The sequence below is a fragment of the Arthrobacter sp. AFG20 genome, from assembly GCF_002892795.1.
Taxonomy (GTDB): Bacteria; Actinomycetota; Actinomycetes; order Actinomycetales; family Micrococcaceae; genus Arthrobacter.
Window position 1 is genome coordinate 119,099 of the sequence record NZ_PJMC01000010.1, and the last position, 12,431, is coordinate 131,529.

A 12,431-nucleotide genomic window follows, 5' to 3' on the forward strand; every position below is an offset into this window, starting at 1 on the left:
ACTGATGGCCGACGCGCCAACAGCCGGCTCTGACGAGGGCACGGTGGATGCATTCCTGCAGGGAGGCACCTCGCTGCGCCACGCCCCGGGACCCTACTTCGGCGCCTACGGCGGCCGCTGGATGCCTGAGTCACTGATCGCCGCCCTGGACGAGCTCGAGGACACGTTCGAGAAGGCCAAGGCCGATCCCGAGTTCATCGCGCAGATCGCGGACCTGAACAAGAACTACTCCGGCCGTCCCTCACTGCTGACCGAGGCCAAGCGCTTTGCGGAGCACGCCGGCGGCGTCCGGATCTTCCTCAAGCGCGAGGACCTGAACCACACCGGCTCGCACAAGATCAACAACGTGCTGGGCCAGGCGCTCCTTGCCAAGCGGATGGGCAAGACCCGCGTCATCGCCGAAACCGGCGCCGGCCAGCACGGCGTGGCCAGCGCCACCGCCGCCGCCCTCCTGGGCCTGGAATGCGTCGTCTACATGGGCGCCGAAGACTGCCGCCGGCAGGCGCTGAACGTGGCCCGGATGGAACTCCTGGGCGCCACGGTCATCCCCGTCACCAACGGTTCGCAGACCCTCAAGGACGCCATCAACGAAGCCCTCCGGGACTGGGTAGCCAACGTCGGCAACACCCACTACCTGCTGGGCACGGCAGCGGGCGCCCACCCGTTCCCGGCCCTGGTCCGCTACTTCCACGAAGTCATCGGCGAAGAGGCCCGCGCCCAGATCCTCGAGCAGGCCGGCCGCCTGCCGGACGCCGTCTGCGCCTGCATCGGCGGCGGCTCCAACGCCATCGGCATCTTCCACGGTTTCCTCGATGACCCGTCGGTGAAGATCTACGGCTTCGAGGCCGGCGGCGACGGTGTCGAGACCGGCCGCCACGCGGCCACCATCACGCTCGGCCGGCCCGGCGTGCTCCACGGCGCCCGGTCCTACCTCATGCAGGACGACGACGGCCAGACTATCGAGTCGCACTCCATTTCGGCCGGTCTGGACTACCCCGGCGTTGGACCGGAGCACTCCTACCTCGCCGACATCGGACGCGTCAGCTACGAGCCGATTACGGACAGTGAAGCTATGGAAGCCTTCAAGCTCCTGTGCCGCACCGAGGGCATCATCCCCGCGATCGAGTCCTCCCACGCCCTCGCCGGCGCCATCAAGGTGGGGCAGCGGCTGGCAGCCGAGGGCGGCGCCGCCGGCGCGTCAGACAAGATCGTGGTGGTGAACCTGTCCGGCAGGGGAGACAAGGACGTGGCCACCGCCGCGGAGTGGTTCGACCTCCTGGACAAGGACTCGGCCGAAGCAGTCATCGGCAAGGAAGGGGAGCAGCTGTGACCACGGAGCGAAACACCGGTAAGCCGGCCACCAGCAAGTCGGCCATCGCCATCGACAAGGCCCGCGCGGAAGGCCGCGCGGCCCTGATCGGCTACCTGCCCGCCGGGTACCCCAGCGTCGAGGAAACCATCGCCGCCGGCATCGCCCTGGCGCGCAACGGCGCCGACCTGATCGAAATCGGCATTCCGTACTCCGACCCGGTCATGGACGGCCCGGTCATCCAGGCGGCCACCACCGAGGCCCTGGCGAAGGGGTTCTCCGTCCGCCAGGTCTTTGACGTCGTCGCCGGCATCACCAGCCAGACGGACGCCGCGGTCCTGGTCATGACGTACTGGAACCCTGTGGTCCGAATGGGCGTGGACGAGTTCTCGCGCCGCCTGGCCGAGGCCGGGGGAGCGGGGCTCATCACCCCGGACCTGATCCCGGATGAGGCAGCCGAGTGGATGGACGCGTCGGAGAAGTACGGCCTGGACCGTGTCTTCCTGGTGGCGCCCTCCTCCACGCCCGAGCGCATGCGCCGGACCGTCGACGCGAGCCGCGGCTTCGTCTACGCCGTCTCCATCATGGGCGTCACCGGCGCCCGCTCGTCCGTTAGCTCGGCGGCCGAGGACGTTGTGGCCGCGGCCAGGGCCGCCGGCGCTGAACGCGTGTGCGTGGGTCTCGGCGTCTCCACCGCTGAGCAGGTCTCGGAAATCGCGGCCTACGCGGACGGTGTGATCGTCGGCTCGGCGCTCGTTGCGGCCGTGCGCGACGGCGGCGTGGACGCCGTTGCGCAGCTCACCAAAGACCTCAGTACCGGACTGACCAGGAAGTAACGCAACCATGCAGACGCTCCTCACCGCAGCCGCGCTGGTTCCAGCCGGCCTGGTGCCCGCAAGCATCCCGAGCCCGGACTGGTCCGGGTTCGATATTCCGCTGCCGTGGGGATCGCTCCGCATCCATGCCTACGCCCTGTGCATCCTGGCGGGCATCGTCGTCGGCCTCTGGCTGACATCCGTCCGCTGGGCCAGGCGCGGAGCGCCTGAAGGCAGTGTCTGGGACATCGCCATCTGGGCCATCCCCTTCGGCATCATCGGCGGCCGGCTCTACCACGTGTTCTCGTCCCCGGACGCGTACTTCGGTCCGGGCTTCGACGGCACCGGCGACCTGTCCCTGATCCCGCAGATCCAGCGCGGCGGCCTTGGAATCTGGGGCGCCGTGGTGCTGGGTGCCTTCGGCGCCTGGATCGGCTGCCGCCGTGCAGGGGTCAAGCTCACGGCGTTCCTCGATGCCGCGGCTCCGGGGCTTCTGCTGGCGCAGGCCCTGGGCCGGTGGGGAAACTACTTCAACCAGGAGCTGTTCGGCGGCCCCACCACGCTGCCGTGGGGACTCCAGGTGGACGCGGACAACGCCAATTTCCCGGCCGGCTACCCGGCGGACACCCTGTTCCACCCCACGTTCCTCTATGAATCGCTCTGGAACATCGCGGGCGTGCTGATCCTGCTGGCTTTGGACCGCCGGTTCCACTTCCGCCGCGGCAGGCTCTTCTGGCTGTATGCCATGTACTACACGCTGGGCCGCGTCTGGATCGAGGCCATGCGCATCGACGACGCCGAGCAGATCAGCCTGTTCGGCATCACTACCCGGCTGAACGTCTGGACCAGCATCTTCGTGTTCCTCGCCGCCCTGGCCGTGTTCATCTGGCTGGGCCGGCACAAGGACGGCGACGCGGACAGTGTTTACCTGCCGGGGCGGGAGCCAGCCCCCGCTGCGGCTGCCACGGCCGACGGCGGGACGCCGGCCGGTGCTGGAACCGCCGGTTCGTGGGTGCACGGGGAAGGTTCAAAGGACTCCGCTTCCGCTCCGAATGTGACCGGCAATCCAGTCCGTGATACGGACCGTGTTGTCTCAGATAGTGAATCGCGTGGTAATCTCCCTGATAACCAAAACGGTTCCGGGCTAACTTCTGCCCAAACGGAAGCAGTCCCGGCATCCACCGGCGGAACCCCAACCGCCGCGGAGTCGCGGAACACCGGAAAGTCCGGTGGCACAGACACCGGAACCGCGCCGGAGGCCGACAGCTCACGCTAGAAGGCACCGGCACCCAGGGCAGCAGAGAGTTACCGCTCGGAGCGCCCGACACCCACAGCGTCGTGGCAGAGGCCAACTCCGGTCAGCATAGAGCTGCTGGCCGGTCAAGCCCCGGGGCAGAAGCCTGCGTAACTGTTAGTTCAGCACGCATGCCTGCCCTACAATTTCCAGTAAGCAGTAACACTTTGTTGTGCCCATCACAGAGGCGCTCTGAGTGGGGCCAACGTTGTCCCTTCCATACGCACGATCAGGAGGAAGGACGTCTCCCATGACCCAAACTCTTTCAAGCCCCAGCTGGTCCGAACCGAACCAGCCGGACGCCGCCATGTCGCCGTTCAAGCGGTTCGCGGCGCTCCCCGAGGCAGCCGGGCTCTACAACCCGGAGCAGGAGAAGGACGCCTGCGGTCTTGCGATTATCGCCACCCTGCGCGGCGAGCCCGGCTACGACATCGTCGATGCCGCCCTTACTGCCCTGCGCAACCTCGAGCACCGCGGTGCCGTCGGCGCAGATGAGGGCACGGGGGACGGCGCCGGTCTCCTGATGCAGGTGCCGGACGAGTTCTTCCGTGCCGTCACAGAATTCGAACTTCCGGCCCCCGGCCAGTACGTGGTGGGCACCGCCTTCCTGCCTGCTGAGCAGCGCGAGGCCGACGCCGCCAAGGCCGGCATCGAGGGCCTGGCCGCCGACGAGGGACTCACTGTCCTGGGCTGGCGCGAGGTTCCCGTCGTCGCCGATCTTGTCGGTGCCATGGCGCGTGCCTGCATGCCGTACTTCTCCCAGCCTTTCTTCGCCTCGGCAACCGGCGAGCAGCTGGACCGCAACGACCTGGACGGCCGCGCCTGGCGTATCCGCAAGCGCGCCCAGAACAAGTTCGGCGTCTACTTCCCGTCGCTGTCCTCGCGGACCATCGTCTACAAGGGCATGCTGACCACGGCCCAGCTGGAGCCGTTCTACCCGGACCTTTCGGACAAGCGCTTCAAGACCAAGCTGGCGATCGTCCACTCGCGCTTCTCCACCAACACCTTCCCGTCCTGGCCGCTGGCCCAGCCGTTCCGCACCATCGCCCACAACGGTGAAATCAACACCGTCAAGGGCAACCGGAACTGGATGCGCGCCCGCCAGTCCCAGCTCGCCAACCCGCTGCTGGGCGACTCGCCGGAAGAGCTGTTCCCGATCTGCACCCCGGGCGCCTCCGATTCCGCGTCCTTCGATGAAGTGGCCGAACTGTTGTGGCTGTCCGGCCGCCCCATCACCCACGCGATCATGATGATGATCCCCGAGGCGTGGGAAAACCACGCCACGATGGATCCGGCGCGCAAGGCGTTCTACGAGTACCACTCCCTCCTGATGGAGCCGTGGGACGGCCCCGCCGCTGTCTCGTTCACCGACGGCGCCCTCGTGGGAGCCACCCTGGACCGCAACGGCCTGCGCCCCGGCCGCTACTGGATCACCGAGGACGGCCTGGTGGTCTTCGCCTCCGAGGTGGGTGTGATCGACGTCGAACCCTCCAAGGTGGTCAAGAAGGGCCGCGTCTCGCCCGGCAAGATGTTCCTGGTGGACACCGAGGCCGGCCGGATCATCGGCGATGACGAGGTCAAGGCCGAGGTCGCCGCCGCGAACCCCTGGGCTGAGTGGGTCAAGGACAACCTGATCGACCTCAACGAGCTGCCGGAACGCGAGCACGTGGTGCACACCGCGGCTTCCGTGAACATCCGCCAGCGGACCTTCGGCTACACCACCGAAGAGCTCAAGATCCTGCTGGGCCCGATGGCCCGCACCGGCGCCGAACCGCTGGGCGCCATGGGCTCCGACACCCCGGTGGCTGTACTGTCAAAGCGCCCCCGCCTGCTCTTCGACTACTTCGTGCAGTCCTTTGCGCAGGTCACGAATCCCCCGCTGGACGCCATCCGTGAGGAACTGGTCACCTCCCTGACCTGCGCCATCGGCCCCAACGGCAACCTCCTGGACACCAAGCAGGTGCGCCAGCCGCAGGTCTCCCTGCCGTTCCCGGTGATCAACAACGACCAGCTCGCCAAGATCGCCAACATCGAGGACGCCGAGGGCAACCGCGTCGCCATGAAGGTCCGCGGCCTCTACCGCCCCGAGGGCGGCGAGAACGCGCTGCGGGCCCGGCTCACCGAAATCTGCGAGCAGGTGTCCGGCGCCATCAACCGCGGCGTGCAGTACGTGGTCCTCTCGGACCGCGACTCGAACGCGCAGTGGGCCCCGATCCCGTCCCTGCTGCTGGTCAGCGCCGTGCACCACCACCTGCTGCGCAGTGCCAACCGCACCAAGACCGCCCTGGTGGTCGAGGCCGGCGACGTCCGCGAGACCCACCACGTGGCAGTCCTCGTGGGCTACGGCGCGTCCGCCGTGAACCCGTATCTGGCCATGGAATCCGTTGAGCAGCTCATTGCTGCCGGCGACGTGGTGGGTGTGACCCCGCAGGACGGCGTTTACAACCTGATCAAGGGCCTCGGCAAGGGTGTCCTGAAGATCATGTCCAAGATGGGCATTTCCACTGTGGCGTCCTACACCGGCGCCCAGACGTTCGAGGCGCTAGGCCTCGGCCAGGAACTGGTGGACGAATTCTTCGCCGGCACGCATTCCCAGCTGGGCGGCGTGGGCCTGGACGTCATCGCGGCCGAGGTTTCCGCGCGGCACCAGATGGCCTACCCGGAGGGTGGCATCGAACAGCCGCACCGGCCCCTGCTGGGCGGCGGCGAGTACCAGTGGCGCCGCGACGGCGAACCGCACCTCTTCAACCCGGAGACGGTCTTCCGGCTGCAGCACGCCACGCGTGAGCGCCGCTACGACATCTTCAAGGCCTACACCAAGGGCGTGGATGACCAGTCCGAGAACCTGATGACCCTCCGCGGTCTGCTCAAGTTCAAGGACGGCGCGCGCCCCGCTGTGCCGCTCGAGGAAGTCGAGCCGGTCTCCAGCATCGTCAAGCGCTTCTCCACGGGTGCCATGAGCTACGGCTCCATCTCCAAGGAAGCCCACGAGACCCTCGCGATTGCCATGAACCGGCTGGGCGGCAAGTCCAACACCGGTGAAGGCGGCGAGGACGTGGATCGCCTGCTCGATCCCGAGCGCCGTTCCGCCGTCAAGCAGATTGCCTCGGGCCGCTTCGGTGTCACGAGCCTCTACCTGACCAACGCGGACGACATCCAGATCAAGATGGCCCAGGGCGCCAAGCCCGGCGAAGGCGGCCAGCTGATGGCCCAGAAGGTCTACCCCTGGGTTGCCCGGACGCGCCACTCGACGCCCGGCGTCGGACTCATCTCCCCGCCCCCGCACCACGACATCTACTCGATCGAGGACCTCGCGCAGCTCATCTACGATGCCAAGCGCGCGAACCCCTCCGCCCGGGTGCACGTCAAGCTCGTCTCCGAGGTGGGAATCGGCACAGTTGCCGCCGGTGTCACCAAGGCGAAGGCCGACGTCGTGCTTGTTTCCGGGCACGACGGCGGTACCGGCGCCTCGCCGCTGAACTCGCTCAAGCATGCTGGCGTGCCGTGGGAACTGGGTCTCGCAGAGACCCAGCAGACCCTCATGCTCAACGGCCTGCGCGACCGCGTGGTGGTGCAGGTGGACGGCCAGCTCAAGACCGGCCGCGACGTCGTTATCGCCGCGCTGCTCGGCGGCGAGGAATTCGGCTTCGCCACGGCACCGCTGGTGGTTGAGGGCTGCATCATGATGCGCGTCTGCCACCTGGACACCTGCCCGGTGGGCGTTGCCACGCAGAACCCCGAGCTGCGCGCCCGCTTCAGCGGCAAGCCGGAGTTCGTGGTCAATTTCTTCGAATTCCTCGCCGAGGAAGTCCGCGAGATCCTCGCGGAGCTCGGTTTCCGGAGCATCGAGGAAGCGATCGGCCACGCGGAAATGCTGGACACCCAGGACGCCATCAGCCACTGGAAGGCCGAGGGCCTGGACCTGGATCCGATCCTGCACGGCCTCGAGTTCGACGACGACGCCCCGCTGCGGAACCTGACCGGCCAGAACCACGAGCTGGACAAGCACTTCGACCAGCGGCTCATCACCATGGCCGCCGAGGCGCTGACCGACCGTGCCCCGGTGAAGATCACGGTGGACGTCATCAACACCGACCGTTCGGTGGGCACCATGCTGGGCCACGTCGTGACCAAGACGTTCGGCACGGACGTGCTGGCCACGGACACGATTGACATCACGCTGAACGGCACCGCCGGGCAGTCGCTGGGCGCCTTCCTGCCTGCCGGCATCACGCTGCGCATGTACGGCGACTCCAACGACTACGTGGGCAAGGGACTCTCCGGCGGCCGGATCATCGTCCGCCCGGACCGCACCAACGTGTTCCAGGCTGAACGCAACGTTGTTGCCGGCAACGTGATCGGCTACGGCGCCACGAGCGGCGAGCTGTTCCTGCGCGGCCAGGTGGGAGAACGCTTCCTGGTCCGCAACTCGGGCGCCACCGCGGTTGTCGAAGGCATCGGCGACCACGGCTGCGAGTACATGACCGGCGGCCAGACGCTGATCATCGGCCGCACCGGCCGCAACTTCGGCGCCGGCATGTCCGGCGGTACGGCCTACGTGCTGGACCTGCGGACCGAACGCGTCAACAAGCAGGCCCTCGAGTCCGGCGAACTCCAGCTCCTTGAACTGGACGCCGAGGACCGCGACATCGTCCACGGCCTGCTGGTCAAGCACGTGGAGGAAACCGAATCCCAGCTGGCCGCGCGTCTGCTCGACAACTTCGACGACACCGCTGCCCGCATAACCAAGGTGCTGCCGCGCGACTACGCCGCAGTGCTGCAAACCCGTCTCGACGCCATCGAAGAGGGCCTTGACCCCGATGGCGAAGAAGTTTGGTCTCGAATCCTGGAGGTGACCGGTGGCTGATCCACGCGGATTTCTGAAAGTACGTCAGCGTGAAACCCAGCCGCGCCGTCCCGTTCCCGTCCGCATCATGGACTGGAAGGAAGTTTACGAGGCCCAGGAAAAGGGTGTCCTGAAGAGCCAGGCCGGCCGCTGCATGGACTGCGGCGTGCCGTTCTGCCACCAGGGCTGCCCCCTGGGGAACCTGATTCCCGAGTGGAACGACCTCATGTGGCGGGACAAGGGCGAGGAAGCGATTGAGCGGCTGCACGCCACCAACAACTTCCCCGAATGGACCGGCCGGCTCTGCCCCGCCCCGTGCGAGGCGTCCTGCGTGCTGGGCATCAACCAGCCCGCGGTGACCATCAAGCAGGTCGAGGTGTCCATCATCGATGAGGCCTTCGACAACGGCTGGGTCAACCCGCTGCCGCCGCACCGCCTCACCGGCAAGACGGTCGCCGTCGTCGGTTCCGGACCTGCCGGCCTGGCGGCTGCACAGCAGCTGACCCGTGTGGGCCACACCGTGGCCGTCTACGAACGGGACGACAAGATCGGCGGCCTGCTGCGCTACGGCATCCCCGACTTCAAGATGGAAAAAGAGCAGGTGGACCGCCGGCTCGAGCAGATGAAGGCCGAAGGCACCCGTTTCCGCACCGGCGTCGCCGTGGGTACTGACGTCACTTGGGAGCAGCTGCGCCGCCGCTACGACGCCGTGGTGATCGCCACCGGCGCCACCGTGCCGCGGGACCTTCCCATCCCGGGCCGTGACCTCGACGGCGTGCACTTCGCCATGGATTACCTCGTCCCCTCAAACCGCAAGGTGGCAGGGGAGTCCCCGGAGAACCACATCGACGCCCGCGGCAAGCACGTGGTCATCCTCGGCGGCGGCGACACCGGTGCGGACTGCATCGGCACGGCACACCGCCACCAGGCAGCGTCGGTGACCACGCTGGCCATCGGCAAGCAGCCGCCGCTGGAACGCGCCGGCCACCAGCCGTGGCCGACGTTCCCCACCCTCTTCGAGGTGGCCAGCGCCCACGAGGAAGGCGGTGACCGCACGTACCTCGCCTCCACCGTGGAGTTCGTGGGCGAAAACGGCCAGCTGACCGGCGTCAAGGTCGCAGAGACCGAATTCGTGGACGGCAAGCGCCTCCCCAAGGCCGGCACCGAACGGATCATTCCTGCCGACCTGGTGTTCCTTTCCCTAGGCTTCACCGGAGCGGAGCCGGCCGGCATCACCGAGCAGGTCAGTGCCGAGTTCGACGGCCGCGGCAACGTGGCCCGCGACGGCTACTACATGACCAACACCGAGGGTGTCTTCGTGGCAGGCGATGCCGGCCGCGGACAGTCCCTGATCGTGTGGGCCATCGCCGAAGGCCGTGCCGCCGCGGCGGCGGTGGACAAATACCTGATGGGAAGCACCATCCTTCCTGCGCCTGTGGCTCCGACGGACCGCGCCATAGCCGTCCTGTAGCGCCGACCCGGGGAATTCATCTCCGCGACAACTTAACCAATGCAAGTGACAAATAGGGTAGGTATATGAGACGCGCAAAAATTGTGGCCACCTTCGGACCGGCCATTGCCAGCTATGAAAACACCCTCGCGGTGCTGGAAGCCGGCGTTGATGTAGCCCGTATGAACATGAGCCACGGCGACTACTCCGTGCATGACAACACCTATGAAAACGTCCGCAAGGCCGCGTCCGATCTGGGCAAGGCCGTGGCCATCATGGCCGACCTGCAGGGCCCGAAGATCCGCCTGGGCCGCTTCGTCGACGGTCCCCACGAGCTGGCCGTGGGGGACATCTTCACGATCACCACTGAGGACGTTCCCGGCACCAAGGACATCTGCTCCACCACACTCAAGAGCCTCACCGAGGACGTCAACCCGGGCGATGCCCTGCTGATCGACGACGGCAAGGTTGCCCTGCGCGCCATCGAGGTCGACGACGTCAAGGTTGTGGCCAAGGTGACCGTGGGCGGCTTCGTGTCCAACAACAAGGGCATCAACCTCCCTGGCGTTGCCGTCAACGTCCCCGCACTGAGCGAAAAGGACGAGGACGATCTCCGCTGGGCCATGCGCCGCGGCGTGGACCTCGTTGCCCTGTCCTTCGTCCGTGACGCCTCGGACATCAAGCGCGTGCACGAGATCATGGACGAAGAAGGCCGCCGCGTGCCGGTGATCGCCAAGATCGAAAAGCCCCAGGCCGTGGACCAGCTCCACGAGATCATTGACGCGTTCGACGCGATCATGGTGGCCCGTGGCGACCTCGGCGTGGAGCTTCCGCTGGAGGAAGTGCCGATCGTGCAGAAGCGCGCCATCGAACTGGCACGCCGCTGGGCCAAGCCGGTCATCGTGGCCACCCAAGTGCTGGAGTCCATGATCGACAACCCGCGCCCGACCCGTGCGGAGGCCTCCGACTGCGCCAACGCCGTGCTCGACGGCGCCGACGCGGTCATGCTGTCCGGCGAGACCAGCGTGGGCAAGTACCCGATCGAGACGGTCAAGACCATGGCCCGGATCATCGAGTCCACCGAGGAGCACGGCCTGGAGCGCGTCCCCCCGCTGGGCACCAAGCCCAAGACCCGTGGTGGCGCCATCACCCGTGCCGCCGTCGAAATCGCGGACCAGCTGGACGCCAAATACATCTGTACGTTCACGCAGTCCGGTGACTCGGCACGCCGCCTGTCCCGCCTCCGCCCGATCAAGCCGGTCTTCGCGTTTACTCCGGTGGAGCACGTGTGGAACCAGCTGGCGCTGACCTGGGGCATCCAGCCGCAGCTGGTTGCCATGGTGGGCCACACGGATGAGATGACCGCACAGGTGGACCGCAGCCTGCTGGACATGGGACTGGTGGAAGACGGCGACCTCGTGGTCATCGCTGCCGGTTCCCCTCCCGGAAAGGCCGGTTCCACCAACTCCCTGAAGGTCCACAAGGTGGGCGACCTCGCCGACACCCCGCGCCTCGGCGAAGCAGCCGAGAAGAAGGAAAAGCTCGGTCCGTGGCCGGAAAAGAAGAAGAAGAACAGGGCTGCAGCCGCTCCGGCCGAGTAGCTAGCTCTTGAAGGGGAGGGTCCCCGCCACCAGTTCATTGGTGGCGGGGTCCTCCCTTTTTGTTTTCCCGGGCTCCGTCCCTGGTTGCGGGGAAAGCAGAAAGACCCCGGCGCATTGCCGGGGTCCTTCCGCTTTGGTGTGGCTTGCTGTCTAGTTGACCTGGTTGATGATAGTCTCGGCCACTTCGCGCATGCTGAGGCGGCGGTCCATGGAGGTCTTCTGGATCCAGCGGAACGCTTCCGGCTCCGTCAGGCCCATCTTGGTGGTCAGCAGGCTCTTGGCGCGTTCCACGAGCTTGCGGGTGGCGAACTGCTCCTGCAGGTCGGTGACCTCGGATTCCAGCGCCTTGATCTCCTCGTGGCGGGAGAGCGCGATCTCCAGGGCGGGGATCAGGTCGGCAGGGGTGAACGGCTTCACCACGTAGGCCATGGCGCCAGCGTCGCGGGCGCGCTCCACGAGTTCCTTCTGGCTGAAGGCAGTCAGGAGGACCACAGGGGCGATGCGTGCCTTGACGATCTTCTCCGCTGCGGAGATGCCGTCCATGACGGGCATCTTGACGTCCATGAGGACCAGGTCCGGCTTGAGCTCCTCGGCCAGCTGCACGGCCTTCTCACCGTTGTCGGCCTCGCCGATGACGTCGTAGCCTTCGCCCCGCAGGATTTCGATGATGTCCAGGCGGATGAGGGTTTCGTCTTCGGCCACAATTACGCGGCGCGCCGGCTGGGACGTTTTGTTTGACTCCGTCGGTTCTGACACGGGATCTCCTTGAAAAGGTACGGCGGGACTATGACTATCTTAGTTGGGCCCCGCAGTTGTACTTGGATCGGCATGGCTTGTTGCGACGGCGGTGGCGCGATTCTGGGTTTTAGCCTATCTGCATGTAGAGTAAATCCGCGCACTGGTAGTGGCTGCGTTGATCACACTTCGCTGTGAGCCTACGATTGTTACTCCGTGTACTCCGCGCCCGAGTGGCGGAATTGGCAGACGCGCCGCACTCAAAATGCGGTATCGAAAGGTGTGTGGGTTCGAGTCCCACCTCGGGCACAGTGTTTCCGCAGGTCAAGGGCCTGTTTCCTCTTTGGGTGTTGACAAAACCGCCCAAGGTGTTGACAGCGG

The 12,431-nt window shown here is 66.6% G+C and carries 7 protein-coding genes and 1 tRNA gene; 7 read left to right on the top strand and 1 reads right to left on the bottom strand.

Translation table 11 applies throughout. The features are described 5' to 3' along the window. Nucleotides 1–4 precede the first annotated feature (4 nt). From trpB to pyk, 6 genes are all read left to right on the top strand, one after another. Nucleotides 5–1,330, top strand: coding sequence for a tryptophan synthase subunit beta (gene trpB, locus CXZ05_RS13475; protein ID WP_102973095.1), 1,326 nt, complete (start codon nt 5–7; stop codon nt 1,328–1,330). Continuing rightward, a complete protein-coding gene (gene trpA / locus CXZ05_RS13480; RefSeq protein WP_102973096.1) occupies nt 1,327–2,145 on the top strand; it encodes a tryptophan synthase subunit alpha in 819 nt (272 codons plus the stop codon). The genes trpB and trpA overlap by 4 nt, the downstream gene beginning before the upstream one ends. A gap of 7 nt (nt 2,146–2,152) precedes the next feature. Then, nucleotides 2,153–3,400: a prolipoprotein diacylglyceryl transferase gene (gene lgt / locus CXZ05_RS13485; protein WP_102973097.1), complete on the top strand. Its 1,248-nt coding sequence runs from the start codon at nt 2,153–2,155 to the stop codon at nt 3,398–3,400. Between the two features lie 268 nt (nt 3,401–3,668). Next, nucleotides 3,669–8,285: a glutamate synthase large subunit gene (gene gltB / locus CXZ05_RS13490; protein ID WP_102973098.1), complete on the top strand. Its 4,617-nt coding sequence runs from the start codon at nt 3,669–3,671 to the stop codon at nt 8,283–8,285. After that, nucleotides 8,278–9,735 carry a glutamate synthase subunit beta gene (locus CXZ05_RS13495; protein WP_102973099.1) on the top strand — a complete coding sequence of 486 codons (1,458 nt, stop codon included), beginning with the start codon at nt 8,278–8,280 and terminating at the stop codon, nt 9,733–9,735. The genes gltB and CXZ05_RS13495 overlap by 8 nt, the downstream gene beginning before the upstream one ends. Before the next feature lie 65 nt (nt 9,736–9,800). Then, the gene (gene pyk / locus CXZ05_RS13500; RefSeq protein WP_102973100.1) at nt 9,801–11,315 is read left to right on the top strand and encodes a pyruvate kinase; all 1,515 of its coding nucleotides are present in this window, start codon (nt 9,801–9,803) and stop codon (nt 11,313–11,315) included. Between the two features lie 150 nt (nt 11,316–11,465). Here pyk and CXZ05_RS13505 read toward each other — a convergent pair whose 3' ends face one another. Then, nucleotides 11,466–12,071: an ANTAR domain-containing response regulator gene (locus CXZ05_RS13505; RefSeq protein ID WP_102973101.1), complete on the bottom strand. Its 606-nt coding sequence runs from the start codon at nt 12,069–12,071 to the stop codon at nt 11,466–11,468. A 206-nt stretch (nt 12,072–12,277) separates the two neighbouring features. Here CXZ05_RS13505 and CXZ05_RS13510 point away from each other — a divergent pair. Then, nucleotides 12,278–12,359 (top strand) — tRNA-Leu (locus CXZ05_RS13510). Nucleotides 12,360–12,431 lie beyond the last annotated feature (72 nt).

Excerpts from the sequence above, each read along its gene's own strand:
- trpB (WP_102973095.1), top strand. The coding sequence starts at position 5 with ATGGCCGACGCGCCAACAGCCGGCTCTGACGAGGGCACGGTGGATGCA.
- lgt (WP_102973097.1), top strand. The coding sequence starts at position 2,153 with ATGCAGACGCTCCTCACCGCAGCCGCGCTGGTTCCAGCCGGCCTGGTG.
- gltB (WP_102973098.1), top strand. The coding sequence starts at position 3,669 with ATGACCCAAACTCTTTCAAGCCCCAGCTGGTCCGAACCGAACCAGCCG.
- pyk (WP_102973100.1), top strand. The coding sequence starts at position 9,801 with ATGAGACGCGCAAAAATTGTGGCCACCTTCGGACCGGCCATTGCCAGC.